Origin of the sequence: Barrientosiimonas humi, assembly GCF_006716095.1 — a bacterium.
In the GTDB taxonomy this organism is placed as follows: domain Bacteria; phylum Actinomycetota; class Actinomycetes; order Actinomycetales; family Dermatophilaceae; genus Barrientosiimonas; species Barrientosiimonas humi.
Genome location: NZ_VFOK01000001.1, coordinates 2706034 through 2732080 on the forward strand (window position 1 = coordinate 2706034; position 26047 = coordinate 2732080).

The 26047-nt window shown below is 72.0% G+C and carries 22 protein-coding genes and 1 riboswitch; of the genes, 5 read left to right on the forward strand and 17 right to left on the reverse strand.

Going from position 1 to position 26047, the window contains the following annotated elements; genetic code table 11:
- Positions 1 to 1263: 1263 nt before the first annotated feature.
- The 3 genes from FB554_RS12690 to FB554_RS12700 form a co-directional block, all read right to left on the reverse strand.
- On the reverse strand, positions 1264 to 1767 hold the full coding sequence (locus FB554_RS12690; RefSeq protein ID WP_142006618.1) for a DUF6907 domain-containing protein: 504 nt from the start codon (positions 1765 to 1767) through the stop codon (positions 1264 to 1266).
- 279 nt (positions 1768 to 2046) lie between these two features.
- On the reverse strand, positions 2047 to 2781 hold the full coding sequence (locus FB554_RS12695) for a prepilin peptidase (protein WP_170206877.1): 735 nt from the start codon (positions 2779 to 2781) through the stop codon (positions 2047 to 2049).
- Positions 2782 to 2849: 68 nt separating this feature from the next.
- Positions 2850 to 3431, reverse strand: a complete 582-nt coding sequence (locus tag FB554_RS12700; protein WP_142006622.1) for an SRPBCC family protein — start codon at positions 3429 to 3431, stop codon at positions 2850 to 2852.
- Positions 3432 to 3458: 27 nt separating this feature from the next.
- On the opposite strand from FB554_RS12700, the gene FB554_RS12705 reads away from it, so the two are divergent.
- The gene (locus FB554_RS12705) at positions 3459 to 4013 is read left to right on the forward strand and encodes a TetR/AcrR family transcriptional regulator (protein WP_142006624.1); all 555 of its coding nucleotides are present in this window, start codon (positions 3459 to 3461) and stop codon (positions 4011 to 4013) included.
- A gap of 129 nt (positions 4014 to 4142) precedes the next feature.
- Here the strand turns inward: FB554_RS12705 and FB554_RS17830 are convergent, their stop codons facing one another.
- From FB554_RS17830 to FB554_RS12725, 4 genes are all read right to left on the reverse strand, one after another.
- Positions 4143 to 4862: a transglycosylase family protein gene (locus FB554_RS17830; RefSeq protein WP_142006626.1), complete on the reverse strand. Its 720-nt coding sequence runs from the start codon at positions 4860 to 4862 to the stop codon at positions 4143 to 4145.
- A gap of 7 nt (positions 4863 to 4869) precedes the next feature.
- A riboswitch (cyclic di-AMP (ydaO/yuaA leader) is annotated at positions 4870 to 5016 on the reverse strand.
- Between the two features lie 155 nt (positions 5017 to 5171).
- The gene (locus tag FB554_RS12715) at positions 5172 to 6617 is read right to left on the reverse strand and encodes a threonine/serine exporter family protein (RefSeq protein WP_236022390.1); all 1446 of its coding nucleotides are present in this window, start codon (positions 6615 to 6617) and stop codon (positions 5172 to 5174) included.
- A 53-nt stretch (positions 6618 to 6670) separates the two neighbouring features.
- Positions 6671 to 8698 (reverse strand): serine/threonine-protein kinase, encoded by a 2028-nt coding sequence (locus FB554_RS12720; RefSeq protein WP_142006628.1) that lies wholly within the window; start codon positions 8696 to 8698, stop codon positions 6671 to 6673.
- Between the two features lie 61 nt (positions 8699 to 8759).
- On the reverse strand, positions 8760 to 9194 hold the full coding sequence (locus tag FB554_RS12725; protein ID WP_142006630.1) for a CBS domain-containing protein: 435 nt from the start codon (positions 9192 to 9194) through the stop codon (positions 8760 to 8762).
- A 139-nt stretch (positions 9195 to 9333) separates the two neighbouring features.
- Here FB554_RS12725 and FB554_RS12730 point away from each other — a divergent pair, with 139 nt between their 5' ends.
- Together FB554_RS12730 and otsB are read left to right on the forward strand one after the other, a co-directional pair.
- Positions 9334 to 10755: an alpha,alpha-trehalose-phosphate synthase (UDP-forming) gene (locus FB554_RS12730; RefSeq protein ID WP_142006632.1), complete on the forward strand. Its 1422-nt coding sequence runs from the start codon at positions 9334 to 9336 to the stop codon at positions 10753 to 10755.
- A gap of 30 nt (positions 10756 to 10785) precedes the next feature.
- Entirely contained in the window at positions 10786 to 11568 is a 783-nt protein-coding gene (gene otsB, locus FB554_RS12735; protein WP_236022391.1) for a trehalose-phosphatase, read from the forward strand.
- Between the two features lie 80 nt (positions 11569 to 11648).
- Here otsB and FB554_RS12740 read toward each other — a convergent pair whose 3' ends face one another.
- From FB554_RS12740 to FB554_RS12760, 5 genes are all read right to left on the reverse strand, one after another.
- The gene (locus tag FB554_RS12740) at positions 11649 to 12662 is read right to left on the reverse strand and encodes a LacI family DNA-binding transcriptional regulator (RefSeq protein ID WP_142006634.1); all 1014 of its coding nucleotides are present in this window, start codon (positions 12660 to 12662) and stop codon (positions 11649 to 11651) included.
- Positions 12662 to 14503, reverse strand: coding sequence for a glycoside hydrolase family 13 protein (locus tag FB554_RS12745; RefSeq protein ID WP_211344600.1), 1842 nt, complete (start codon positions 14501 to 14503; stop codon positions 12662 to 12664). Before FB554_RS12745 ends, FB554_RS12740 begins: the two co-directional genes overlap by 1 nt.
- Positions 14500 to 15435, reverse strand: a complete 936-nt coding sequence (locus FB554_RS12750; RefSeq protein WP_142006636.1) for a sugar ABC transporter permease — start codon at positions 15433 to 15435, stop codon at positions 14500 to 14502. The genes FB554_RS12745 and FB554_RS12750 overlap by 4 nt, the downstream gene beginning before the upstream one ends.
- Positions 15435 to 17030 (reverse strand): ABC transporter permease subunit, encoded by a 1596-nt coding sequence (locus FB554_RS12755; RefSeq protein ID WP_142006639.1) that lies wholly within the window; start codon positions 17028 to 17030, stop codon positions 15435 to 15437. Before FB554_RS12755 ends, FB554_RS12750 begins: the two co-directional genes overlap by 1 nt.
- Positions 17031 to 17093: 63 nt before the next feature.
- Positions 17094 to 18416: a sugar ABC transporter substrate-binding protein gene (locus FB554_RS12760; RefSeq protein WP_236022392.1), complete on the reverse strand. Its 1323-nt coding sequence runs from the start codon at positions 18414 to 18416 to the stop codon at positions 17094 to 17096.
- Positions 18417 to 18739: 323 nt separating this feature from the next.
- Here FB554_RS12760 and FB554_RS12765 point away from each other — a divergent pair, with 323 nt between their 5' ends.
- Positions 18740 to 19819, forward strand: coding sequence for an ABC transporter ATP-binding protein (locus tag FB554_RS12765; protein ID WP_142006643.1), 1080 nt, complete (start codon positions 18740 to 18742; stop codon positions 19817 to 19819).
- 70 nt (positions 19820 to 19889) lie between these two features.
- Here FB554_RS12765 and FB554_RS12770 read toward each other — a convergent pair whose 3' ends face one another.
- Positions 19890 to 21134, reverse strand: a complete 1245-nt coding sequence (locus FB554_RS12770; protein ID WP_142006645.1) for a DUF4032 domain-containing protein — start codon at positions 21132 to 21134, stop codon at positions 19890 to 19892.
- Between the two features lie 254 nt (positions 21135 to 21388).
- Here FB554_RS12770 and FB554_RS12775 point away from each other — a divergent pair, with 254 nt between their 5' ends.
- On the forward strand, positions 21389 to 22342 hold the full coding sequence (locus FB554_RS12775) for a hypothetical protein (protein WP_142006647.1): 954 nt from the start codon (positions 21389 to 21391) through the stop codon (positions 22340 to 22342).
- 103 nt (positions 22343 to 22445) lie between these two features.
- On the opposite strand, the gene FB554_RS12780 is transcribed toward FB554_RS12775, so the two are convergent.
- From FB554_RS12780 to FB554_RS12795, 4 genes are all read right to left on the reverse strand, one after another.
- Entirely contained in the window at positions 22446 to 22928 is a 483-nt protein-coding gene (locus FB554_RS12780) for a hypothetical protein (protein ID WP_142006649.1), read from the reverse strand.
- 13 nt (positions 22929 to 22941) lie between these two features.
- On the reverse strand, positions 22942 to 23919 hold the full coding sequence (gene rlmB, locus FB554_RS12785; RefSeq protein WP_142006652.1) for a 23S rRNA (guanosine(2251)-2'-O)-methyltransferase RlmB: 978 nt from the start codon (positions 23917 to 23919) through the stop codon (positions 22942 to 22944).
- Between the two features lies 1 nt (position 23920).
- Positions 23921 to 25342: a cysteine--tRNA ligase gene (gene cysS / locus FB554_RS12790; RefSeq protein WP_142006654.1), complete on the reverse strand. Its 1422-nt coding sequence runs from the start codon at positions 25340 to 25342 to the stop codon at positions 23921 to 23923.
- Positions 25343 to 25409: 67 nt separating this feature from the next.
- Positions 25410 to 26024 carry a hypothetical protein gene (locus FB554_RS12795; RefSeq protein WP_142006656.1) on the reverse strand — a complete coding sequence of 205 codons (615 nt, stop codon included), beginning with the start codon at positions 26022 to 26024 and terminating at the stop codon, positions 25410 to 25412.
- Positions 26025 to 26047: the final 23 nt, after the last annotated feature.

Below are 26047 nucleotides of genomic sequence, written 5' to 3' on the forward strand. Positions count from 1 at the left end.
CCCTGCGACACCCGGGTGGGGAACCCCTCCCCCTGCCGGCGGCAGCAGACCCGGAGGTACTGCGGGTCGGGTTCTCTACGGGTCTGGGGATCCCGCACCTGGCATCACCAAATGACCACCACAGCCGCCTCCCCGAACCCGTACGCGGGAAAGTCCGCAGTACGTCCCGGTGGCGGTCAGCCGGCCGGGGGAAGGGGTTGGAGGCCCGGGGGCGAACAGAGACCGAAGGAGGTGACCAGGATGCGACGACGCACCGGACCGCGCCGCCACCGGCTCAGCCGTTGGGCGGCCAGCACCCGCATGGCGAGCCTGATCGCCTGGCGCTGAGCCTCAGTCGCGCTTGCGTCGGTGCTCGGCGATGCCGGAGGTGGTCCGGCGAGGCGACCGGGGGTTCACCCCCACCCAGGTTCCAAGCGAGGATGCGCCGCGTTGGTGCTTGCCGGGCGTAGCGTCCGGCCATGAGGCTATCGCGCCGGTCGTGCAGATGAGCCACAAGCAGGTGTCGCGAGACGTGGCAGGTGTGTCATATGACACACCTGCACATGTCTCAGATGAGACACCTGCTCCCAAGACCTCCGTGGGTCAGTCCACGGAGAACTCGGCCGCGCACCACGTGGGCGACTCTGTCGTCGCGGCCGACCCGCCCGCCCCGGAGCAGGGGTCTCTGAGGAACCCTTTGAGTCGACCCGGGGTCGCAACATTCCTGAGACCCCGGGTCGGTACTACCGGATCGATCCCGTACTAGCGGGGCTGCTGCAGCTCGTCTCGGGGGTACCAGCCGAAACGGCTCTCGGCGAGTTGGGCTGCCCGCTGACCCAGGCGCAGAAGCGCGAACTCATCGCGAAGTCGCTCAAGGCCGACCCGCACCTGTCGAACCGACAGCACGCGGAGCGCGTCGGGGTGTCCGACAAGACCGTTGCACCGATCCGCGACTCACTCGTGCAGCGTGCGGAAATTCCGCACGTCGATCAGCACACCGACTCCCTCGGGCGGCAGCAGCCCGCTCGCGTCGAGTGTCGGCCCGCGCGCCGATGAACGCCTCGTTCTCCAGGTCCAGCACGACCACGGTGCGGCCGTGATCGACACCGCGCAGCACGTCCTCGTCGTGGCGCACAGTGACCTCGGCCCGCACGTCGTCGTGCTCGGGGCGCAACACGAAGTCGGAACCGCAGTGCTCCACGGGCCGTCGTTCGCTGCTCGGGGCGCAGCTAGGTCCGAGGCGGCACCAGCCGGGGTGCTCGCCCTCGACGTGCGGGCGCGTGCTCATCGGGCCACCTCCGGCTGGGTGCGAGCTTGCAGCGCGTTCGCGGCTCGCAGCAGCGCCTTCGCGAGCGCGCGCGCCTCGTCGACGGTCAGCTCCTGGCAGCTGCCGGCCACGGTCAGGGTCGGCTGGTCGCCGGTCGGCTCGCCCGCGGGCCAGGTCGCCTCGCACAGCCAGACCTCGGTCGGCTGGTCCTTGTCGACGGCGCCGTGGTGCACGAGCTGCCCCTCCATCCCGGCCAGCTCGGACGCGTGCTGCTCGTGCGGCGTGGTGCACCAGGCCGGGCAGACGAACCTCGGCAGGCCCGGCTCCCGGCGACCGTCCGAATCCGACAGACCTGTCGAATCCGCCGGCCAGACCTCGGTGCTGGCCTCCGGACAGGTGCCCGAGTGCGCCTCGGTCAGGTCACCGGCCGCGACGTAGCGCAGCGGCTCAGTCTCCCAGCCGCACGTCGTGCAGCGGCCGACGTACAGGGTCGGGGTGCTGGTGGTGGGTAGGTTGGTCATCGCGGCAGCCTCCTGTGCTGTCGTCGGACCCCCGGACGTTCACCGCGTCGCGGGGGTCACCTCGGTCGCTCGCATGGCACGCATGTTGCACGCGAGCCCGGGAAATCCCCGGCATTCCGGGGATTGAGCCCCGACTGGCACAGGTTCGACTCCTGTCACCGGCTCCGCGCGCCGAGCCCGCCCGCCGCCGCCCACGCCGCTCCGGTGAGAGTGCGCAAAGGGCCCATCGAAGGCGTACGACATGGGCGTGTTGCGCACTCTCAGCAGCACGCCCGGGGCTCAGCCGGGCATCGTGAGCAGGGCCGCGAGGGCGCCGAGCAGCATCCAGGGGCCGTACGCGAATCGCGTGCTGCGAGAGGCGCGTCCGGTCAGGAGCAGCACGCCTGCCCACAGGCCGCCCAGCACGAATCCGAGCAGCAGGCCGACCAGGGCCACGGTGACGCCGAACCAGCCGAGCGCGCCGGCGAGCAGGACGCCGAGCTTCACGTCGCCGAGCCCCATGCCGCCGAGACCCAGGACCAGCAGCACCACGAGCGCGACGCCTGCGGCCCACGCGGCGGTGACCCAGCCCTGCCAGTCGCCCTCGCGCCAGCTCGCGAACGCGAGGAGCGCGCCGACCACCGGGACCGACCCGAGCGTGAAGATGTCGGGGAGGCGGTGGACCGCGAGGTCGATGGAGGTCAGGGCGACGCCAGCGGCGGACAGGACCGCGAGCGCGGGCCAGGCCCACGGATGGTCGACTCGACCGACGACTGCCAAGAGCCCTGGCCACAGGATCGCAAGGGCCGCCGGCTCCCAGGCCAGGCGCGGGAGGGCGCCGGTGTGGGTGGTCTCGATACGCCGCTCGGCTAGCGCCTCGCGACTACTCGACCGGCTTGAGCCCGCCTCGCGACTACTCGACCGGCTCGGTTGCTCCTCGGGGAGGCGCCAGGAGCCGCGCACCAGCCACCGACGTACGACCACGCCGGCTCCCCCGCCGGCGACGGCGGCGAGCAGCAGGGCGTAGATCGGCACGGCGCCATCCTGCCGGGCCGCCGGGCCCGGAGGGCGGCTGAGACCCGCCCTGTGGACAACGGCCGAGGTCAGGCGGAAGCCACCGCGCGTGGCGTCCGGTCGAACCATCGATCGAGCCGGTGCAGCGCGGCGACGGCGGGTCCGAAGCGTCGCCGGTGCAGCGACTCGCCCGCACCGAGCGCCTCGGCCGCGTCGAGCAGGTCCTCGATCAACGCGTCGTGCAGCACGACGACGGCCTCCGTGGCGGCGCGCGGCATGATGCTGCGACCGTCGAGCTCGTGCATCCACAGCAACCGGCCCCCGCTCAGCTGCTCCACCGAAAGCCGGTGGCTGCCGACGAGCCCGGTGCCCTTGTCGAACGTGAACTCGATCAAACCCGGCTCGCGTGCGGACACGGTGTAGCGCACCAGCCCGTGACCGCCGCGGCTGCCCACCACCGCGCCGCGGTCAAGGAGCAAAGGTTGCCAGCGATCCGACGGCCACAGCGCGTCGTCGTCACCGCCGAGCAGCTCAATGAGCCGCTCGGCATCCGCGAGGCCGCCTCGCGCAATCCGACTGTGCACGTTGCGGATCCGGACGCCGGGCCCCGACGTGACCCGGCCAAACAGACTGGTCATGATCCCCTCCATACGGTGGCGTACGGCGACCATACGCCAGCGTACGGTTACGCTGCAAGGGTGCCCACCTCAGAACGCCAGCCCCGCCTCGACCGCCAGGCGTGGGTCGACGCCGCCCTGCGCGCCTGGGGAAAGTCCGGGCTCGACGCGGTGAAGGTGGAACCCCTCGCGGCCGGCCTCGCCACGACCAAGGGCAGCTTCTACTGGCACTTCGCCAACCGGGCGGAGCTGATCGACGCCGCGCTGGAGCACTGGGCGCAGGAGACGACGTCGGCGGTCATCGACGCCGTGCGGGCCGAACCGGAGGCGCGCCGCGGCGACCGGCTGCTCGAGGAGGTCTTCGGGCCGCACGAGACCGACCGCGCCGAGTGGATGATCTTCTCCGCTGCGGCCCACCCGCAGGTGCAGCCGGTGGTCGATCGCGTCCACCGTGCGCGCACCGACTACCTGGTCGAGCTGTTCCGCGGCCAGGGCGTCCCGGATGCGCGCGCCCGCGCCCGGGCGGCCGTCGCCTATGCGACCTACCTGGGCGAGCTGCAGCTGCGGATGACCGGCGCTACCTCGGCCGCGCACAGCGGGGAGTTCCGAGCAGAGCTGCGCCGCCTGCTCAGCTGACCCTGGGCGGACCCAGCGGCGAGCGCCGGTGACGTACACGCCCGCGCCCGCATCGACGTACACCACAGGAACGCACGAGGCGCACCGGCAAGCCGGTGCGCCTCGTGGACGTCGTTCAGATCGCGGAGATCAGAGAACGTTGTTGTTCAGGTAGACCTGCAGCGCCCGGGTGGTGCGGTAGTTCATCCGGTAGGCGCCGTCGCGCGAGATGCCGATGCGGGTCTGCAGCGCGGCGATGGTCTTCGGGCCGATCGAGCCGTCCTGGGTCACGCCGAGCTTGCGCTGCAGCGCGCGCTTGGTGATCGGGCCGAACGAGCCGTCCTGGGTGGTGCCGACCCACTTCTGCACGGCCTTGGTGGTGAGCGGGCCGAACGAGCCGTCGAGCGCCAGCTTGCTGGTGGTCGGGCGGGTGGTGTCGCGGCTCACCGAGTCGCCGCTGCCGACCACGACCGCGAGGCCGTTGGTGCGGGTCAGGCCGGCGCGCACCGAGCAGACCGGCCAGGCGCCGGGGCCCTGCACGCGCAGCGTGGCCTGGGCGATGAGGATCTGCTGCTCACGGGTGGCGCGGTTGGCGGTGTAGGCGTACTTCTGGCCGCCGAACGCCTTCCAGGTGGAGTAGGAGAACTGCAGGCCGCCGTAGTAGCCGTTGCCGGTGTTGATCGACCAGTTGCCGCCCGACTCGCACTCGGCGACGCGGTCCCAGACGTTGGTGGGGGTGTGCGCCTCGGCCTTGCCGGCGGTGCCGAGCCCGGCGCCGACGGTGGCCGCGGAGAGGATGACGACACCGGCGGCACGGCGACCGGTGCGAGAGACGGTCTTGGGTGCAGCGTGCTTCGGGGTATAAGGCACGAAGGGTTCCTTCCCTGACGAACGCCTGCGAGGTGAGCTGTCGGGTTCGAGCTGTCAGGTGCCCGGCCGGGTCTCCCCGGCTTCACCCCAGGACGCTGTCGCGCCCGGTGTTGGGTCCCCCGCCCTCGTCTGCGCCCCGGACCGTCCGGGGAAACGCGCCATGGGTGACGAGGTTCGGCGTTCTGGCGCGCGCACAAAGGGTTTTCAGTTGTCGCACGCCCTGTCGGTGACGGCACAGTTGTCATCGCCAGGGCCGCCAGAATGTTACGGCACGGAAGGGGTACGACGGGGGCTAGTTGAACCAGAAACTCACCGGCGCCGGGCGCGGCGACGGCGGACCGCCGACCGGTCCAGCGGTGAGGACATCAGGTCGCCGAGCACGATCCCGGTGCTCAGCGCGAGCGCCACGCCGGCCGCGCCGACCAGGGTGACGACGCCCTCGCTGGTGGCCGCGGCGGCGGCCTCGCCGACCACCGTGCCCGACACGGACTCGTACATCCCCTGGAAGATGCGCAGCCCGGGCAGCAGCGGCGAGATCGCGGGGACCACCAGCACCATCGGCGGCGCCCCGAGCCGCAGCGCGGTCACCCGGCCGAGCAGCCCCATGGCGATGGCGCCGACGGCGACCGCCGAGGTGGCGCCGAGGTCGATGTAGCGGGTGAGGGTCTGCGACACCAGCAGCCCGACCATGCCGAGCAGCGCCGTCGGCAGCAGCATGCGCAGCCGCGAGCGCATCGTGATCGCCGAGGCGAGCGCGCCGGTGGCGCCGCACAGGACCACCAGCCACAGCAGCGGCTCCTGCCCCTCGAACCGCAGCGCCCCGGGCGTGCTGAGCTCCAGGTCGAGCGCCCGGTCCAGCCGCAGGGTGAGCGAGAGCCCGAACGCGACGCCGATGATGATGCCCGCGCCGGTGAGCACGGTGGTGAGCATCCGGCCGGCGCCGGTCACCGGATAGCCGGTGATGGCGTCCTCGACCGCCGAGGTCATCGAGCGCCCGGGCAGCTGCACCACGATGCCGCCGGCGACGGCGTAGGCGAAGTCGACGGTGGACATCGCCCACGGCCCGTCGCCGAGGCGGCTGAGCACGAACGCCAGCCACCCCAGCACGGTCGAGATGGCGCCGCCGGCGGCGCAGACGTAGAAGTAGGGCAGGCCGCGCCGGCTCAGCCCCCGGCCGACCCGGTCGATGATGATCGCCGACACCACCGCCACGGCGATCGCGACGATGCCGCCGCCGAGCAGCGCGGCCACCGAGCCGGCGAGGCCGCCGTAGCCGAGGGTCACCAGCCAGCGCGGGTAGAGCCGCGGCTCGCGCTGCAGCTGCTTCAGCTCGGCCCCGGCCTGCTCGACGTCGAGGTCGTTGGTGATGATCCGGTCGACGAGGTCGTGCACGGCGGCGAGCCGGGCGAAGTCGCGGGTGGAGGTGCGCACGACGCGCAGCGCGGTGAGCGGCTCGCCGCCGCTCGGGGCCGGCCCCTGCACCAGCAGCGACTGGTTGGTGATGTCGACCTCCAGCCGCCGCAGACCGAGCGAGGCCGCGACCGCGATGACCGCGCTCTCGACGTCGCGGGTCGAGGCGCCGCAGCGCAGCAGCAGCTCGCCGACGCGCACCGACAGCTCCATCCGGCGGCGCCGCTCGGCGATCTCGCCGGGCTCGTCGCGCACCCGCGGGTCGCGGTAGGGCGTGTGCCGCAGCGACTCGCGCAGCGGCAGCGGGTCGGTGACCGGTTCGCCGCGCATCAGGCGACGGCGCACCGGGCGCAGCCTGGCCGCGGGCCGTTCGGGCGAGGAGGAGTCGGCCACGGGCGTCAGCCGGGCAGCTGCGGGATCCAGTCGTCGAGCGACCAGGAGCCCTGGGGGTCGAACGGCCACCAGCTGACCGCCATGTCGTTCGTGAAGGCCCAGAACGCGCACCACACCGCGATCACCACGCACAGCGCCATGACCGCCTTGGTGAGCGGCTCGCTGCGCAGCAGCCCGCGCACGATGCTGCGTGAGCCGCGCCGCATCGACGGCCCGCCCGGACCCCACCACAGCACCCAGGCAGCCATCAGCGTGCCGACCACCCAGGGCAGCGAGGCCTCCAGCTCGGGCCGGTCACCGGTGGTCATCGACACCAGCAGCGCCGTGGTGACGGCGGCGACGCCGCCGACGAAGGCCGGCAGCAGCAGGGAGAAGAACGTGGCGACGACGGCGCGCAGCCCGTGCCACGGCGAGGCGACCACGGCCATCACGCCGTCGGACCGTCGCGCCCCCTGCTGGAAGCGACGCAGCACCATCGAGGTCATCGACCGGTCGGTCCAGCGAGCGGCGATCGTCCACAGCACGAGCAGGCCGAGCCCGACGGCGGGCCACAGCGCCGTGATGCCGAGCAGCGCGAGCAGCAGCCCCGCGAGGCTGCCGGTGCGCGCCGACAGACCGATGCGCGGGTCGGGCTGACGCGCGGCCCAGTCGTGCGTCGCGGTCGGGCCGGTCGGCCCGCCGCCGGACTGCCACGGCTGCGGCTGGCCGCCCTGCGCCGTGGGGTACGCCGGTGTCGCCGGCTGCGCAGGAGCGGGCTCGGCCTGGGGCCGGCGCCCCCACCCGCGGCGGGCGGGCTGCGCGGGCTCGGGCCGGGTCGCGGGGTCGGGGCGGGTGCCCGGTTGCGGCCGGGCGACCGGCTCGGTGGGCGCCGGGCCTGCGGGAGGTGCGGCAGACGTACGGGCAGAGGCGGGTTCGCGCGTCGGCGTCGCGAACGGGTCGGTCTGCGCGGCAGGTGCGGCCAGCGGCAGCACCGAGGTCGAGGAGGGCTGCGCCTGCGGCTGCACCTGGGTGTGCGGGACGGCCGGGGTCTGCTGGGTGCTCGGCCGGCCCGAACCGGCGTCGGGCGCGGTGGTCTGCACCGGAACCCCGCGCGTATGACCGCCCGCGGCATAGCGCTCGAGCTCGTCGAGGACCGTGGCCGCGTCGGGCCGCTCCGTGGGCACCGGCGACAGGGCGGCGGCCAGCAGCGGCCGGAGCCGCTCGTCGACCCCCGACAGGTCGGCCTGCCCGCGCGAGACCCGGTCGAGCACGACCGGCATCGGGCCCTTGCCGAACGGCGCCTTCCCGGACGCCGCGAAGGCCAGGGTCGCCGCCCAGCCCCACCAGTCGGTGGACTCGGAGACGGGCGCGCCCTCGACCACCTCGGGCGAGAGGTATCCGGGGGTCCCCATGACCAGCCCGGTCATGGTCAGTCGCACGTCGTCGGCCGCGTGGGCGATGCCGAAGTCGATGAGCACCGGGTCGTCGCCGACCATCAGCACGTTGCCGGGCTTGAGGTCGCGGTGCACGACGCCCGCGCGGTGGATCTCCTCCAGCGCCTCGGCGAGGCCGCGGCCCAGCACGACGAGCTGGTCGGGCGAGAGCGGGCCGCGCTCCGCGACCACGTCGTCCAGCGGCGGGCCGGGGACGTAGCGGGTGACGAGGTAGGGGTTGGGTCCGTCGATGTCGGCGTCGAGCACGGGGGCGACGCCGTCGTGGCGCACCCGCGCGAGCGTGCTGACCTCGCGGCGCAGCCGGTCGCGGGCGCCGTCGTCGTGGGCGATGTGCGGCCGCAGCACCTTGACCGCGACCTCGGTGCCGTCGCGGTCGACGGCCTTGTGCACCACGCCCATGCCGCCCTCGCCGATCTTGTCGACGAGCAGGTAGGGCCCGAGCATCTGGGCCCCGGGGCCGAGCTCGAGCGTGGGGTCATCGTCGGGGCTCGTGCCGCGTCCCCCGCCGAGCACCGCGGTGGGCAGGCGATGCCCCTTGGTCACCGGGTCGCCGGAAGCGCGCTCCTGTGGTCCCCTCGGCGGGCGCGCGTCTGCTGCCATGCCTCCACGGTAAGCCGTCTCCCTCACAGATCCTGGGAGCCGGTCGGACCCGCGCTGGGTGTCAGCCCTGGATATAGGTGGTCAGGTGGTCGCGCTCGGCCTGCAGCTCGTCCATGCGCTGCTTCACGACGTCGCCGATGCTGACGATGCCCGCGAGCCGGCCGTCGGCGAGCACCGGCAGGTGCCGGATGCGGTGCTCGGTGAGCTGGCGGGCCACGCCCTCGATCTCGTCGTCGGGCTGGCAGGTCAGCACGTCCGTGGTCATGATCCGCGCGACCGGGCTCGCGAGGTAGTCGACGCCACCGTCGCGCAGCCGGCGGACGACGTCGCGCTCGCTGACGATGCCGACCGGCGCCGGGGCCTCGGGGTCGTCCACGACCACGACCGCGCCGATGCCGTGCTCGCCGAGCAGGTCGACGAGGTCGCCCACGGTCGCGTCACTGCGGATGGTGACGACCTGGTTTCCCTTGTTGCGGAGGACGTCGTTGATGCGCATGACTGAATCTAACGCCGGTCGCCGCGCCGCGTCACGGTCTGGCGCGACCGGATCGCGACCACCCCGATGGGTCGCGACCACCCGCGACTAGTGTCGAATCAGACGACTCGTCCACCCACCACCTGGGAGGCGGATTCCGGTGCCGAGCAGGACGTACGACTTCGTGATCGCGGCCAACCGGCTGCCGGTCGACCGCGTGGTCCGCGACGACGGCACCGAGGAGTGGCAGACCAGTCCCGGCGGACTCGTCACCGCGATGGAGTCGGTGATGCGCGGCCGGTCTGCGGCCTGGGTCGGCTGGGCCGGCATCCCCGACGAGACGCCCGAGCCGTTCACCGACGACGAGCTGCTGCTCGTGCCCGTCCCGCTGAGCCTCGACGAGGTCACCAGCTACTACGAGGGCTACAGCAACGACAGCCTGTGGCCGATCTATCACGACGTGATCGTGCCGGCGACGTTCCGGCGGTCGTGGGCGGCGGCGTACGAACAGGTCAACGAGCGCTTCGCCCAGCAGTGCGCCGAGGTGGCAGCCGAAGGCGCGACCGTGTGGGTGCACGACTACCAGCTGCAGCTGGTGCCGGCGCTGCTGCGCGAGCTGCGGCCCGACGTGCGCATCGGGTGGTTCAACCACATCCCGTTCCCGCCGGTCGAGCTGTTCGGGCAGCTGCCGATGCGCCGCGAGATCCTCACCGGCCTGCTCGGCGCCGACTTCCTGGGCTTCCAGCGGCCGGCCGACGCCGAGAACTTCCTGCGCGCCTGCCGGCGGCTGCTCGGCGCGCGGACCAAGGGCGACGTCGTCGACGTGCCGCACACCGACCGTCGCGTGCGGGCCGCGTCCGTGCCCATCTCGATCGACGCCGGCGGGCTGCGCGAGCTTGCGATGTCCGAGCCGGTGCAGGAGCGCGCCCGCGAGATCCGCGAGCAGCTCGGCAACCCGCGCACCGTGCTGCTCGGGGTCGACCGGCTCGACTACACCAAGGGGATCCGGCACCGGCTCAAGGCGTTCGAGGAGCTGCTGCGCGACGGGCGGCTGTCGGCCGACGACGTGTGCCTGGTGCAGGTCGCCTCGCCGAGCCGCGAGCGGGTCGAGGCCTACCGCGAGCTGCGCGAGCAGGTCGAGCGCACCGTCGGGTCGGTCAACGGCGCCTACTCCCCCATCGGTCACACCACGGTGACCTATCTGCACCGGTCGTTCCCGCGCGAGGAGATGGCCGCGCTCTACGTCGCCGCCGACGTCATGCTCGTCACGCCGCTGCGCGACGGCATGAACCTCGTCGCCAAGGAGTACGTCACCTGCCACGACGGGCCGGGCGCGCTCGTGCTGTCGGAGTTCACCGGCGCCGCGGGGCAGCTGCGGCAGGCGTTCATGACCAACCCGCACGACATCGGGGGCCTGAAGCAGGCGATCATGGACGCCATCGAGACGCCCGAGAAGGAGCGCGCCCGCCGCATGAAGGCGCTGCGCAACCAGGTCGCCAAGAACGACGTGCAGCACTGGGCCGAGACCTACCTGGCCGCCCTGCGCGCGGCGCCCGAGAAACCGGCGCCGACCGAGTCCTGACGAGCGAGTCCTGACGAGCGAGGAGATGTCGTGCCGACCGACCTGACGCCCGAGCTGCGCTCCGCGATCGACCGGTTCACCGCGCTCGACCGGGTGCTGGTCGCCACCGACTTCGACGGGGTGCTCGCCCCGCTGGTCGACGACCCCGCCGACTCGCGCCCGATCGACGGGTCGGTGGCGCTGCTCGAGCGCCTCGCGCGGGCCGGGACCCCGGCGGCGCTGGTGTCGGGGCGCGACCTGGCGTCGCTGCGGGCGGCGGCGGGAGTCGAACCCGCGTCGCCGGTCATCCTGATCGGGTCGCACGGGGCCGAGTCCAGCGTCGAGCTCGACCTGGGCGCCACGCTCGACGACCGGGCCCGGCAGCGGCTCGCCGACACCGTCGAGGTGCTCACCCGGATCGCCGAGCAGCACCCGCCGGTGCGGCTGGAGCACAAGCCCGCCGGCATCGTGCTGCACACCCGCGGGGTCGCCCCGGAGGTGGCCGAGCCGGCGACGTCGGCGGCGCTACGGGTACCCGAGGAGGTCGCCGGCGTGCATGCCATGCGCGGCAAGGACGTCGTCGAGCTGTCGGTGCTGCCGGTCTCGAAAGGCCAAGCGCTGCAAGCACTCTCGCGCGACCTGGGTGTCGCGGCGACGCTCTACCAGGGTGACGACGTCACGGACGAGACCGCGTTCGCGGCGCTGCGCGACGACGAGCGCAACGTGACCGTCAAGGTCGGTCCGGGCGAGACCCTCGCCGGCTTCCGGGTGGCTGGGCCGCCCGACGCGGTGGCGACGCTGCGCGCGGTGGCCGACCGGCGTACGGCGGGCTGAAGGGGGCGGCGCGCCACGCTGAAACGCGGCTTGAGCGCTCTGACCGGGTTGCAGCGGAGTCAGAGCGCTCAAGCCGCGTTTCAGCGCTCGGGCGGACGCCCGGTGGAGGCGCGGACGACCAGCTCGGGGGCGAACAGCGCCTCGCCCCGGCGGTGGGGCCGGCCGCCGATCTCGTCGACGAGCGCGCGCACGGCGGCGTGGCAGATGGCGGTGGTGTCCTGCCGGACCGTGGTGAGCGCCGGGTCGCTGAAGGCGGAGATGAGCGACCCGTCGTAGCCGACCACGGACAGGTCGTCGGGCACGCACAGCCCCGCCTGCCGAGCGGCGCGGGTGACGCCGAGCGCGATGACGTCGGAGCCGCAGATGACCGCGGTGGCGCCGGCCTCGATCAGGTCGGCCCCGGCCTGCACGCCGCCCTCCAGACCGAACCAGGTCTCCTGCACCATCGCATCGAGATCGAGGTCGGGCAGCAGCTCGGCGGCGAGCCGGCGGAACGCCTCGACGCGGCGCACCACCGGGACATAACGGTGCTGCCCGGTCGCCAGGCCGATGCGCTCGTGCCCGAGCTGCACCAGGTGCGCCAGCGCGACCTCGACCGCGGCGGCGTCGTCGTTGGACAGCGACGGCGCGTCGACCTCGGGGCGGTGCCCGTTGATCAGCACCATCGGCAGGCCGCGGGCGCGCAGCCGGTGATATCGCTCGAGGTCGACGTCGAGGTTGGCGTGCTGGCCGCTGACGAAGATCACCCCGGCCGCGCCGCGGTCGAGCAGCATCTGCAGGTAGTCGTCCTCGTGCACCCCGCCGGGGGCCTGGGTGCACAGCACCGCGGTGTAGCCCTCGGCCGCGAGCCCCATCTGGATGCTCTGCGCCATCACCGGGAAGATCGGGTTGGTCAGCTCGGGCACGATCAGCCCGACCATGCCGACCATCTGACGGCGCAGCAGGCTGGGTCGTTCGTAGCCGAGCACGTCGACCGAGGTCAGCACCGCCTCGCGCGTCCCGCGCGCGACGCCGGGCTTGTCGTTGAGCACGCGGCTCACCGTCGCCTCGCTCACGCCGGCGTGCTTGGCGACCTCGGACAGGCGTATGGCCATCACGGCACCTCTCTCGACCAGACCCAGACCCCGACACCGGCTCGGTCACTGCTCAGCGTGACGTCGCCGTCGACCTGGAGGGCAGCGCCCCCGACGACAACCCGGCGCTCGTCGACACCGGGCAGGTCGCGTGCGGGCACCCCCAGTCTGTACGCCGCCCGCGACACCGCGACCATCGCCACCTGCTCGGCGGTCTCGCGCAGGAACACGAGCACGTCGTCGTCGGTGTGCACCCAGCGCATGCCACCCCGCCGGAGCGGCTCGAGGTCGCGGCGCGCGCGGATCAGCTCCTGGTAGGCCGCGAAAATCCTGTTGTCCCAACGGGACTCGTCCCACGGCATCGGGCGCCGGCCGTCCTCGCCGAAGCTGCCGAGCATCCCGATCTCGTCGCCGTAGGTGATCATCGGGACTCCCGGCAGGGTCAGCAGCAGCCCCGCCGCAGCGATCACCTCGTCGGGGCTCTCGACCAGGGTGCGGATGCGCGTCGTGTCGTGCGAGCCGACGAGCGTGAAGCTGTGCGCGCGGCTGCGCCAGGGCACCAGCGCGGTGAACTCGTCCATCGTGTCGGCCACGGCGGCGCCGCCGAGCCGCGGCACCATCAGCGGCGAGCCGAGGAAGCTCGGGGCCGTGCCGGGGTGGCGCAGCCAGGTCCACAACGGGCGGGTGAACCCGCTGTAGTTCATCACCCCGTGCCACCCGTCGCCGTCGACGTCGCGGGAGTGGTCGTGACAGTGCTCGGCGATGAGCAGACCGTCGGCGCGAGTCTCCTGCACCGCGCGGCGCATCCGGCGCGCGACCTCGTGGTTGACGTCCTGGGCGCCCCACCGGCCGGTCATGTTCGCGACGTCGACGCGCCAGCCGTCGAGCCCGTCGGGCCCGGCCAGCCACCGGCGTACGGTCGCGTCGGGGGCGTCGAAGAGCCGCTCGGCGACGCTCGTGCTCTCGTGGTCGATCTTGGGCAGCGAGGGCACCCCGAGCCAGGAGACGTAGTCGCCGGTCTCGTCGTAGAGGTAGCGGTCGCGCTCGGGCGCGGCCGGGTCGGTCTGCGCGGCGACGAACCACTCGTGCCGGTCGCCGGTGTGGTTGGTCGTGAGGTCGCCCAGCACCCGCAGGCCGCGCTCGTGCGCCGCGCGCACCAGGCGGCGCAGCGCCTCGTCCCCGCCGAGCACCGGGTCGACCGCGTCGAACGTGGCGGCGTCGTAGCGGTGGCTCGAGCCGGCCGGGAAGAACGGCGTGAGGTAGAGCGTGGTCACCCCGAGTCGCTCGAGGTGGTCGAGGTGCTCGGCGATGCCGTCGAGGTCGCCGCCGAACAGCTGCCGCCCGGCGAGGTGCGGCTCGGCGGTGACCGGGTCGTCCCAGCCGGCCGGGATCGCCCAGTCGGGAGCGACCTGCGTCACGGGCGGGGCGGCGGCGGAGCGGGCGAAGCGGTCGGGATAGACCTGGTAGACCACGGCGTCCAGCGCCCAGTCGGGCGGCGGGTCGTGGGTCACGAGCCGGAAGTCGGCGGCGTCGGGCACGTCGCGGTCGTGCACGCCGGTGCCGTTGAGCCACTGGTAGCCGCTGGTCTCGCCGCTCAGCACGAACCGGTAGCCGGTGACCGGGTTGTGGCAGACGACCTCGGCCTCCCACCAGCTCTCCAGGTCGTCGCTCGCGACGCGGGTGGCCGGCCGGAACTCCGGCTCGCCGTCGGTCACCTGGCGCAGGTGCACCTCGGTCACGCCGGACGCGTGCGGCACCCGCACCCGCACGCGCACCCGCTGCCCCGGCCGCGGCGCGGGGTCGGCGACGTAGAGCGCCGACCCGTCGTGGTGCGGGCGCCGCAGCGGGGCCGGGTCGGTCACTTGACCGAGCCCGCGGTGGCGCCGCCGATCAGCTGCTTCTGGAAGGCGAGGTAGAGCAGCACCGTCGGGAGCGAGCCGAGCAGCGACCCGGCGGCGAACTGCCCGAACAGCCGGTTCGCCTCGTTGCCCTTGCTCATCGACCACAGCCCGACCGCGAGGGTCTGCTTGTCGGCGTCGAGCAGGAAGATGCTCGCCAGCATGAACTCGCCGAACAGGCTCACGAAGCTGACCATGAAGACGGTCACCAGGATCGGCATGACCAGCCGCAGGGTCATCGTGAAGAAGATGCGCGCGTGCGAGGCGCCGTCGACCCGCGCGGCCTCGTCGAGCTCGCGGGGCACGGTGTCGAAGTAGCCCTTGAGCAGCCAGATGTTGGCGCCCATCGCCCCGCCGAGGTAGGCCAGGATCAGGCCCCAGGTGGTGTTCAGCCCGACGCCCGGCAGCACGTCGCCGATCGCGTTGAAGGTCAGGTAGAGCGCGACCACTGCGAGCAGCCCGGGGAAGAGCTGCAGGAGCAGCAGGGCCATCAGGCCCGGGCGGCGACCCTGGAAGCGGAGCCGGGAGAAGGCGTACGCCGCGCAGGCCCCGATGAAGACCGTCGCCAGCGAGCCGACGAGGGAGATGATCAGCGAGTTGCGGTACCAGCTCGTGTAGGGCCGGGCCGGGTCGTTGAACAGCTGGGAGAAGTTGTTCAGCGAGAACGACTGCGGCAGAAGGGAGCTCGTCGACAGGGAGCCGGTGCGGTTGAGCGCGGCCGACAGCAGGAAGACGATCGGGAAGAGCGCCCAGACCAGGGCGAGGATCCCGAGCGCGTGGCGCCACCAGGTGGATCCGTGCCCGCGCGGCGGCTGCCGGTCGGCGACCGCGACCGACTCGTCGAGCTCGTCGCCGACGGCGGGGGTGATCGGGTTGGGCTGCGCGACGGCCGACATCAGTGGACCTCCTCCAGGGCGCGGGTGCGCCGGAACGCGGGGATGCTGATCAACGCCACGAAGGCGAAGATGAAGATCGAGACCGCTGACGCCAGACCGAAGTTCGGCGACGAGCTGGTGAACGCGAGACGGAACGCGTACGTGATGAGCAGGTCGGTGGACCCGATGCTCGCGTCGCCCTCGGTGAACGGGCCGCCGGCCGTGATCAGCCAGATGAGCCCGAAGTTGTTGAAGTTGAAGGCGAACGAGGCGATCAGCAGCGGCCCGACCGCCACCATCAGCAGCGGCATCGTGATCGAACGCAGCGTCCGCCAGGCCGACGCGCCGTCGACCCGGGCGGCCTCCATGACGTCCTGCGGGATCGACTGCAGCGCACCGGTGCAGATGATGAAGAAGTAGGGGAAGCCCAGCCACAGGTTGGCCAGCAGCAGCGCCACCTTGGCCGCCCACGGGTTGCCGAGCCAGTCGACGTTGAGCCCCGTGAGGGTGTTGATCAGGCCGAACTCCTGGTTGTACATCGAGGCCCAGACCAGCGCCGTCACGAAGGCGGGGATGGCGTACGGCAGGATCAGCAGGCTGCGGTAGATCCCGCGGCCGCGCATCCGGCGGTCGTTGAACAGCAGCGCGATGAACATGCCGAGCACGAACGTCGTGCCCACCGACAGCAGGGCGAACGCGACGTTCCAGGCGAAGATCTTGGCGAAGCCGGTGCGGATCGTGGAGTTGGTCAGCACCGTGCCGAAGTTGGCCAGGCCGACGTTCTCCTTCCACCCCACCGGGAGCGCCTCGCCGGTGCCGTCGCGCGGCACCCAGCTCGCGTCGCGCGGGACGTAGACCTCGCGGCTCTGGGTGTCGGTGAGGGTGTCGGCGTCCTTGTCCCAGACGAGCGTCGGACGGCCCTCGAACGCCTCGGACAGCCCGACCGCCTTGATGCCGCTGCCGCCGTCGGTGGGCACCGCGAACTCGCGAACATCGCTGCGGGAGTTGACTTCTCGCGCGTTGAGCACGGTGAAGCCGGGTGCCGAGAGTACCTTGCCGGTGGTCGGTGCCTGCTCGACCCCCTCGGAGGCCAGCGGCTCCAGGCCGGAGTCCGTGCCGTCGTACAGCTTCTTGTCGGGGCTGACGAGCAGGAAGTGCAGGTCGCCGGTCGCCTTCGGCTGCCCCTCGGGGACGGCCACGGTGAGGGCATAGCGGGGCGAGCCGGGGACCTCGCGCACGCTGTAGGTGAGGTTCTGCTGGGTCGCCTCCTCCTTGCTGGAGGTGTGCCCGTCGCCGTAGTTGGTGAAGCTGGTCAGCACGGTGTAACCGATCGGCCAGACCTGGAAGGCGAGGCAGAGCAGCATGCCCGGCAGGAGGTACTTCAGCGGGACCGCGCGGCCCGTGGCGTAGATGCCGAGCACGGCGACGCCGACCGTCCCGGCGACGACCGCGAACATCCAGTGGCCCGTCTGGGCGAGCCTGGTGGCGACGTACAGGGCCAGCCCGGCGGCGGCCACGATGGCCAGCCACTTGACCACGACCGCCCACACGGGGGTCTTGGTCGGGCCCAGCCTGAACTCGCCGTCGACCTCGGACTGCGTTGTGCGATAAGACATTCCGGCTCCGTGGGAGAAGGGCGACCGGTGGGGCGGCGAGCGCCGCCCCACCGGTCAGGGGCGTCAGCCCTGCTTGATGTTCGCGACGATCTCGGTCTGCGCCTTGCCCAGGCGGCCCTTCGGGTCCTGCCCGCTGATGATGTCGGCGAGCGCCTGGCCCAGCGGCTCCCAGACCGAGTTCATGGCCGGGATGTTGGGCATCGGCTTGCCCTCCTTGCCCGCCTCGAACCACGCCTTCACGTCGGGGTTCTTGGCGGCGACCTTGTCGTAGGCCGAGGTGAGGGCCGGCGGACGGTTGCCCGCGGTGAACAGCGCCATCTGCACGTCCTCGCGCGGGACGTACTTGGTCACGAACTCCTGGGCGAACGTGGCGTTCTTGGCCTTGGCGGAGACGTAGAACATCTGCACGCCGAGGAACGGCTTCATCGCGCCGCCGCCGTCGACCGTCGGGAGCGGGGAGACCTCGTAGTTGATGCCGGCCTTCTTGATGCCGTCGATCGCCCACGGGCCGCTGATCATGTAGGGCACCTTCTTGCCCTCGAACAGCGCCGCGACGTTCTTGTCGTCGACGTTGGTCGACAGGACCTTGTCCTTGCCGAGCTGGCCCAGCAGCTGACCGCCCTTCACCGAGCCGGCGCTGTTCACGATGACCTTGGCCGGGTCGTAGTCGCCGTTGGGCTTGGTGCCGAAGATGCCGCCGCCCTCGAACGCCGACAGGTAGGGGTAGCCGAAGTAGGCGTCGCCCTTCTTGCCGACCTGCTGGGCCAGCACGTTGGTGGCCTTCTTGGACGACACCAGGCCCTTGCCCGTGGTCAGCAGCTCGTTCATCGTCTTGGGCGCGTTCGGCGCGAGCGCGGTGTTGCGGATCAGGCCGATGTTCTCGATGGCGTAGGGCACGCCGTAGACCTGGCCGTTGTACTTCGTCGCCGCGATCGAGCTCGGGGCGAACTTGCCCTGGTCGGCGGCCGAGAGGTTCACCGGGGCGACCGCGCTGTTCTGCACCAGCTCGCCCAGCCAGTCGTGCGCGCCGACGACGACGTCGGGGCCCTTGCCGACCTTCGTGGCGTCCTTGAACTGCTGGCGGGTGTCTGGCGCGATCTGCACCGCGACGCTGATGCCGTTCTCCTTGCCGAACTGGTCGGCGTACTTCTGCACGACCGGCGCCCGGTCGGCGTCGGACCAGATGACCAGGTCGGCGGCCGCGCGGGCCGGGTCCTTGGTGGACAGCGTGGTGGGCGCGGCGGCCGCGCCGCCGGCGTCGGCGGAGCCGCCGGAGGCCGCGGGGGTGGAGCTGCTGGCTGACGAGCCGCCGCCCCCACCGCCGCACGCGGAGAGCAGCAGGGCGGCCGATCCGGCCATGGCGACGGCGATCTTGCGGTGGGACACGGGAGAACTCCTCTGAGCGGGGGCCAGGTGCGGCAGGCGCCGGCACGACGTGACGCACGTCATAGTGCCGGACGCTTTCAGAGTTCTGCAAGATTTTGCAGGAAGTTTGCAGATCTGCGACATCGTCGCGTCAAGCCGCCGCAGGAGCTGCCGGCCGCCTCGGCAGGCGCACGTGCGCGCGCAGCCGGGTGAGACGTACTGACCGGTCCGCTTGAGGGCAGCACCCCCGGTAGTGCAAGATCACTGCACCTGCGTCGCAGGTGAGTTCCATCACAACGGATCGTCCGGCACGTTCCTGCCGGTGACGGAAAGTAGGCATCGCCATGGCCACAGTCACGTTCGACCAAGCAACTCGCGTCTACCCCGGGGGCGACAAGCCCGCGGTCGACTCGCTCGACATCGACATCTCAGACGGCGAGTTCCTCGTCCTGGTCGGCCCGTCGGGTTCGGGGAAGTCCACCGCGCTGCGCATGCTCGCCGGCCTCGAGGAGGTGAACGGCGGCGCCATCCGCATCGGCGAGCGCGACGTCACGAACCTGTCCCCCAAGGACCGCGACGTGGCCATGGTCTTCCAGAACTACGCGCTCTACCCGCACATGTCGGTCGCCGACAACATGGGCTTCGCGCTGAAGATCGCGGGCACCCCGAAGGCCGAGATCCGTTCTCGCGTCGAGGAAGCCGCGAAGATCCTCGACCTCGAGCCGTTCCTGGACCGCAAGCCCAAGGCGCTCTCCGGTGGTCAGCGTCAGCGCGTCGCGATGGGTCGGGCGATCGTGCGCTCGCCGCAGGTCTTCCTGATGGACGAGCCGCTGTCGAACCTCGACGCCAAGCTGCGCGTGCAGACCCGCACCCAGATCGCGTCGCTGCAGCGCCGGCTCGGCGTCACCACGGTCTACGTCACGCACGACCAGACCGAGGCGATGACCATGGGCGACCGGGTCGCGGTGCTCAAGGACGGCCTCCTGCAGCAGATCGACACCCCACGGCGGATGTACGACCACCCCAACAACGTCTTCGTCGCCGGCTTCATCGGCTCCCCCGCCATGAACCTGCTGACCCGACCGGTGGTCGACGGCGGCGTGAGCGTGGGCAACTACGTGCACCCCATCGAGCGCGGCGCGCTCAACGAGGCGGGGCAGACCGTGACGGTCGGCGTGCGCCCCGAGGACCTGGTGCTCAACACCGAGGGCACCGGCATCCCGGTCGAGGTCGACGTGGTCGAGGAGCTCGGCGCCGACGCCTACGTCTACGGCCGCACCAACCTCGGCGACGGCGAGCAGCAGATCATCGCCCGCGTCGACGGCCGCACGCCGCCGGAGAAGGGGCAGCAGGTCTTCTTCACGCTGAAGGAAGGCCACGTGCACCTGTTCGACGCCGACAGCGGCGAGCGGCTCGGGGACTGACCCCGGACGTACGTCGGGCTGGAGCCGCCGTCCCCGCGAAGGGGCGGCGGCTCCGCCGTTGTCCCGGGGCTCAGTCGGGTCGGGCGCGCACCGGGATCGCCTCGGTGTCGGCGCCGACGATCGCCTTCTCGTCGGGCTTCTCGGGCAGCACGTTCTTGACGTAGTCGGCGATCGCGGTCTCGATGGGGACGTCCTTGCCGGCCTTCTCCGACATGTACCACCGGTGCTCGAGCACCTCGTGGAACAGCTCCGCCGGCTCCAGCTTCGCGCGCAGGTCGCGCGGCACCGCCCGGGTGATCGGCTCGTAGATCTGCGTCAGCCAGTCGTGCGCGACGAGGTCTTCGTCCTCGTTCTGCCGGTCGGTGGCCGCGCGGTAGGAGTCGAGGTCGTTGAGCAGCCGGCGCGCCTGGTTCTCCTCGACGTCGAGGCCGGTGAGGCGCAGCAGCCGGCGGCAGTGGTGGCCGGCGTCGACGACCTTGGGCTGGATGTGGATCTGGGTGCCGCCGATGTCGGTCGTGATGTCGAGCTCGCCCACGTCGAAGCCGAGCTCGTTGAGCCGCCGGATGCGCTCGTCGACCCGCCACCGCTCGCCGGTCTCGAACGACTCGGCCTCGGTCAGCTCGGCCCACAGCGTGCGATACCTCGTCATGATCAGCTCGCTGACGTCGACCGGGTCGAGCTCCGGCGAGACGAGGCCGCCGGCCTGCAGGTCCATCAGCTCGCCCGCGATGTTGACCCGGGCGATGTCCAGGTCGTGCTCGCGCTGACCGTCGCTCAGGCTGTTGCGCAGCTCACCGGTCTCCGCGTCGACCAGGTAGGCCGCGAACTCCCCCGCGTTGCGCTTGAACAGGGTGTTGGACAGCGAGACGTCACCCCACCAGAACCCGGCCAGGTGCAGACGTACGAGCAGCACGGCGAGCGCGTCGATCAGCCGCTGGACCGTGTCCGGCCGCAACGTCTGGCTCAGCATGGCGCGGTAGGGCAGCGAGAACTGCAGGTGCCGGGTCAGCAGGCACGCATCCAGCGGCTCGCCGTCGTCGTCGACACGACCGCTGACCACACCGACCGGCTCGACCGACGGCTGGCCGAGCCGGCGCAGCATCCGGAGCATGGCGTACTCCCGGCGGGCGATGTCGTCCTTGATCTCCTTGACGGCGATGACGCGGCCGTCGACGCGCACGAACCGCACGATGTGCCGCGAGATGCCGCGGGGCAGCGCCGCGAGGATCTCCTCCGGCCACTCCTCCAGCGGCAGCTGCCACGGCAGGTCGAGCAGGGCGGGGTACGGCCGTGCCGCCGTGAGTTCCAGGGCCACCACCCCAGCCTGCCACCCCTGCGCGGATCCGGGTACGACCTCGGACTCAGACGCGACCCTGTACAGGGCATGAAACCGGGTTACGTGCGTTTGACCTCAATCCATCAGGGTCATATGCACGTAACCCGGTTTCATGCCCGGGTGGCGGGGCTCGATCCGGGTTTCATGCACAGGCCGTGCGGCGGGCCGTACGCCCTCCACAGGCTCGAGCTGACGCCTTCCGTCCCGTGGTGGCCGGTCGGGACCGTGGCGTCATGACGAAGACAACGCCGGAGAAGAGAACGCTCGACCCGTCGCTCTGCCTGCTGGCCGGTGAACGGGCGGGGCTGTTCACGACGCAAGAGGCCTCGGCGCACGGGATGACGCCCACGCAGCTTCGGCTGGCGGTGAAGCTGACCCTGTGTCGGCCCGTGGTTCGCGGCGTCTACAGCATCGGCCCGCCGCCCGGCTCGAGGGAAGGGCGGCTGGCGGAGCTGACGATGGCGATGCTGTTGATCTGCCCCACGGCCGCCGCGACAGGGAGGTCCGCTCTGGCGCTGCGCGGCATCCCGCTGTTCGGAGTGAATCACGAACGGGCGCAAGGTGTTTGGACCAACAGGAGCAGCCAGCACGCTACCGCGCACATGGTGGTCAGGCGCCCGCTGGTCGCGCCGGAGGTCGAGGAGCACGACGGGTGGTTGCTGACGTCTCTTGCCTGGAACCTCGTCGACCTCGCCAGGGACGCTGGGGTCGAGGCCGGAGTCGTATCGATGGACGCCGCCCTGCATCAGGGCCTCGTGCAGACGGACGACGTCCTGGACATCGTCGACCGCCTCGGGACCTCCCACCGGTTGGCGAGCGTGCAGCGCATGGTCGAGCTGAGCGACCCCAGGTCCGAGTCGGCCGGTGAGTCGAGGCTGCGCCTGGACCTGCTCGAAGGGGGCATCGAGGTCGAGCCGCAGTTCGAGATCCGCCTCGCCTCGGGGCAGCTCTTCCGCTCCGACTTCCGGGTCAAGGGCACCAAGGTGCTCATCGAGTTCGACGGGCTGGTGAAGTACGCCGGCGCGGACGGCCGCGATGTCCTCGCCCGGGAGAAGGCGCGCGAGGACGCGCTACGCGCGGAAGGCTGGGTGATCGTACGCGTCACCTGGGCGGATCTGGTCCACCCGCGCCAGCTCGTGGCGCGCATCAAGGCTGCGGTCGCCGCGACCCTGCAGGTCGCCGGGTGACCACCCCCCACCCCCTTCCGCGCATGAAACCGGGTTACGTGCATCTGACCTCAATTCATCAGGGTCATATGCACGTAACCCGGTTTCATGCGTTGGAAGCGGGTCAGCCGGGGTAACCGTGCAGCTGGTTGTAGCGCACCGCGCCGGTGTAGCCGTCGACCATGCCCCAGACCCAGAAGCCGATCGCGAACGGGACTCCGATGAGGAAGAAGCTGAACAGCACGCCGACCAGGTAGCCCACGAGGATCCCGACACCCTTGCCCACCTCGCCGTTGATCATCGTCCCCACGCCGGGGAGGAAGAACGACACGATCAGGCTGAGCACCGGCTCCTTGCGCGGCATCATCGGCTGGCCGTACGCCGGCGGCACGTAGCCACCGGTCGGCTGGGCCGGGTAGCCGTACCCGCCCTGCGGCGGCACCTGGTAGCCGGCGTACCCGCCCTGCGGCGGTCCCGGGTAGGCACCGCCCTGAGGCTGCGGGCCCGGAGCCTGCTCCGGCGGCGGGTACGCCATCCCACCCTGCTGCTCGTACGGCACCGGGGACCCCTGGTCCGGGCCGTGCTCCGGCGGTCCTGCAGTCGACATGGCGTCCCCCTGGTCAGCGAGCGAGGCCGCGCTGGCGCGCGATCTCGTACAGCGTGACAGACGCGGCCACCCCGGCGTTGAGCGACTCGATGGCCGAGCTCATCGGGACGGACACGATCTGGTCGCAGGTCTCGGCGACCAGGCGCGACAGGCCCTTGCCCTCCGAGCCGACGACGATGACCAGCGGTTGGTCGGCGAGCGCGACCTCCGGCAGCAGCACGTCGCCGTCCATGTCGAGCCCCAGCACGAAGAAGCCGGCCTTGCGGAAGTCCTGCAGCGCGCGGGTCAGGTTGGTGGCCATGGCGACCGGGACGCGCGCGGCCGCGCCGGCCGAGGTCTTCCACGCCCCCGCCGTCATCCCGGCCGAGCGCCGCTCGGGCACCACGACCCCGTGACCGCCGAACGCGGCGACCGACCGCACGATGGCGCCGAGGTTGCGCGGGTCGGTGATGCCGTCGAGCGCGACGACGAGCGGGGTGCCCGGCGCCTCGGGGTCGACGAGGTCGGCGGGGTGGGCGTACTCGTACGGCGGCACCTGCAGCGCGATGCCCTGGTGCACGGCGCCGTCGCTGAGCCGGTCGAGCTCGGTGCGCTGCGCCTCGAGGATCGGGATGGCGCGGTCGGCCGCCGTCTTCAGCGCCTCGCGCACCCGGTCGTCGGAGTCGATGCGGCCGGCGACGTAGAGAGCCGAGGCGGGCACGGACGACCGCAGCGCCTCCACGACCGAGTTGCGTCCGGCGATGACCTCGGTCGAGGCCGCCTTGCCCCCGGCGCGCTTGCTCTCGCGCGCGGGCGCCGCCTTGCGCGGCTCGGCGGTCGACTCGGCCCGGCGGGCGGACTTGTAGGCCTTGTGGTTGGGGCGGTCGCCCGCCTTGGGCGTGGGGCCCTTGCCCTCGAGCCCACGGCGACGCTGGCCGCCGCTGCCGACGACCGCGCCCTTCTTGGACCCGGTCTTGCGCACAGCGCCGCGGCGCCGCGAGTTGCCAGCCATGTCAGGCCTTTCCGGCTTCGGGGTCGGTCTTCGTCAGGCTCCAACGCGCCCCGTCGGCGGTGTCTTCCAGGGCGACGCCGGCCGCGGCGAGCTGGTCGCGGATGCGGTCGGCGGTGGCGAAGTCCTTGTCGGCGCGCGCCTGCTGACGCTGCTCGATCAGGCCCTCGACCAGCGCCCCGACCGTCTGGGCGGCCTGGTCCTCGCTCGTCGAGCGCCACTGCGGGTCGAGCGGGTCGATGCCCAGCACGCCGGTCATCCGCACGACCCGGGCGGCGGCGTCGCGCGCCCGGTCGAGGTCGCCGGCGTCGAGCGCGGTGTTGCCCTCGCGCACCGTCTCGAAGACCACGGCGAGCGCGCCGGACACGTTGAGGTCGTCGTCCATCGCGGCGCGGAACGCCTCGGGGAACTCGGCCGCCGGCTCGACCTCACCGACGCGACCCAGGAAGCTCTCGATGCGCTCGACCGCCGCGGCGGCCTCGTCGAGCGAGCCCTGGCCGTACTCGATGGTCGAGCGGTAGTGCACGGCGCCGAGGTAGTAGCGCAGCACGAGCGGGCGGACGCGCTTGGTGAGCTCGGTGACGGTGAGGGTGTTTCCGAGCGACTTGCTCATCTTCTCGCCGCCTAGGGTGACCCACCCGTTGTGCATCCAGTAGCGCGCGAATCCCAGTCCGGCTGCACGCGACTGGGCCTGCTCGTTCTCGTGGTGGGGGAAGCGCAGGTCGATGCCGCCGCCGTGGATGTCGAAGGTGTCGCCGAGCCACCGCCGCGCCATCGCGGAGCACTCGAGGTGCCATCCCGGCCGGCCCCGGCCGTACGGCGTGGGCCAGCTGGCCGACTCGGGCTCGCCGGCCTTGTGCCCCTTCCACAGCGCGAAGTCGCGCGGGTCCTTCTTGCCCCGCGGGTCGGCGTCGCCGGCCGGCTCCATGTCGTCGATGGACTGCCGGGTGAGCGAGCCGTAGTCGGGCCAGGACTTCACGTCGAAGTAGACGTCGCCGCTGTCGTCGTCGGCGGAGTAGGCGTGCCCCTTCTCGACGAGGGTGTCCATCAGCTCGACCATGTCGGTGATGTGCCCGGTCGCGCGCGGTTCGTACGTCGCCGGCAGCACCCCCAGCAGGTCCAGCGCCGCACGGGTCTCGCGCTCGAAGCGGTACGACCACGCGGCCCAGTCCTGGCCGGCCTCGGCGGACTTGGCAAGGATCTTGTCGTCGATGTCGGTCACGTTGCGCACCAGGCGCACGTCGTAGCCGTGGCCCTCGGTGAGCCAGCGGCGCAGGATGTCGAACGCGACAGTGAAGCGCACGTGGCCGATGTGCGGCGCGCCCTGGGTGGTGAGGCCGCAGATGTAGATGCCGACCTTGCCCTCATGCTGCGGCACGAAGTCGCGCAGCCTCCGGGTGGCGGTGTCGTAGATCTGCAGAGTCACGCTCGGTGAGTCTACTGATCCTGCGGGGGTGCCTGTGCCACGCCGGGGACACCGCCGAGCGGCCCGTTCAGCCGGCGGCCGGCATCGGGTGCCGGTGCCGCAGCCCGGCCCGCTCGGCCAGCGCCGACGCCACCGCGGTCAGCAGGTAGATCCCACCGGCGAGGGGCATGACCAGCACCCCCACCAGCGACCCGAACGAGAGGTACGGCAGCAGCCGCTGGGTGCGCGCCATCGCCTCGGCCATCTCGGGCGAGGTGCCGTCAGGCAGAGCGGGCGCCACCGCGTGCGCCCGGGCGAACCGATAGCTCAGCCAGCACACCAGGAGCATCAACGCGGCCAGCACGGCGAACACCGGCACGACGGTGAGACCGCCCTCGAGCAGGTGCACCCCGAGCGGCGCCCCGAGCAGCGAGTGCTGCAGCAGGGCGTTGGTCTGCCCGGCGACCACCGGCGAGGTGAAGATCCGGTAGATCGCGAGCAGGAACGGCAGCTGCACGAGCACGGGCAGGCACCCGGGCCGGCGCTCGATCGCTGCGAGGTGAGCATGGCGTACGAGCGGGTGCAGCAGGAGCCGCAGCAGCAGGGTCATCGCGACGATGGCCGGGGCCGCGCCGAGCGGACCGGTGAGCGCGACGAGCGCGGCGTGCAGGGGCAGGACGAACGGGTCGAGCAGGGCAAGCACAGGAGCCTCCAGGCGAGTTCGGG

Coding starts and splice junctions, on each gene's coding strand:
- FB554_RS12690 (WP_142006618.1), bottom strand. CDS start 1,767: ATGACCAACCTACCCACCACCAGCACCCCGACCCTGTACGTCGGCCGC.
- FB554_RS12700 (WP_142006622.1), bottom strand. CDS start 3,431: ATGGTCGCCGTACGCCACCGTATGGAGGGGATCATGACCAGTCTGTTT.
- FB554_RS12720 (WP_142006628.1), bottom strand. CDS start 8,698: ATGGCAGCAGACGCGCGCCCGCCGAGGGGACCACAGGAGCGCGCTTCC.
- FB554_RS12725 (WP_142006630.1), bottom strand. CDS start 9,194: ATGCGCATCAACGACGTCCTCCGCAACAAGGGAAACCAGGTCGTCACC.
- FB554_RS12740 (WP_142006634.1), bottom strand. CDS start 12,662: ATGGCCATACGCCTGTCCGAGGTCGCCAAGCACGCCGGCGTGAGCGAG.
- FB554_RS12750 (WP_142006636.1), bottom strand. CDS start 15,435: ATGTCGGCCGTCGCGCAGCCCAACCCGATCACCCCCGCCGTCGGCGAC.
- FB554_RS12755 (WP_142006639.1), bottom strand. CDS start 17,030: ATGTCTTATCGCACAACGCAGTCCGAGGTCGACGGCGAGTTCAGGCTG.
- FB554_RS12765 (WP_142006643.1), top strand. CDS start 18,740: ATGGCCACAGTCACGTTCGACCAAGCAACTCGCGTCTACCCCGGGGGC.
- FB554_RS12775 (WP_142006647.1), top strand. CDS start 21,389: ATGACGAAGACAACGCCGGAGAAGAGAACGCTCGACCCGTCGCTCTGC.
- FB554_RS12780 (WP_142006649.1), bottom strand. CDS start 22,928: ATGTCGACTGCAGGACCGCCGGAGCACGGCCCGGACCAGGGGTCCCCG.
- rlmB (WP_142006652.1), bottom strand. CDS start 23,919: ATGGCTGGCAACTCGCGGCGCCGCGGCGCTGTGCGCAAGACCGGGTCC.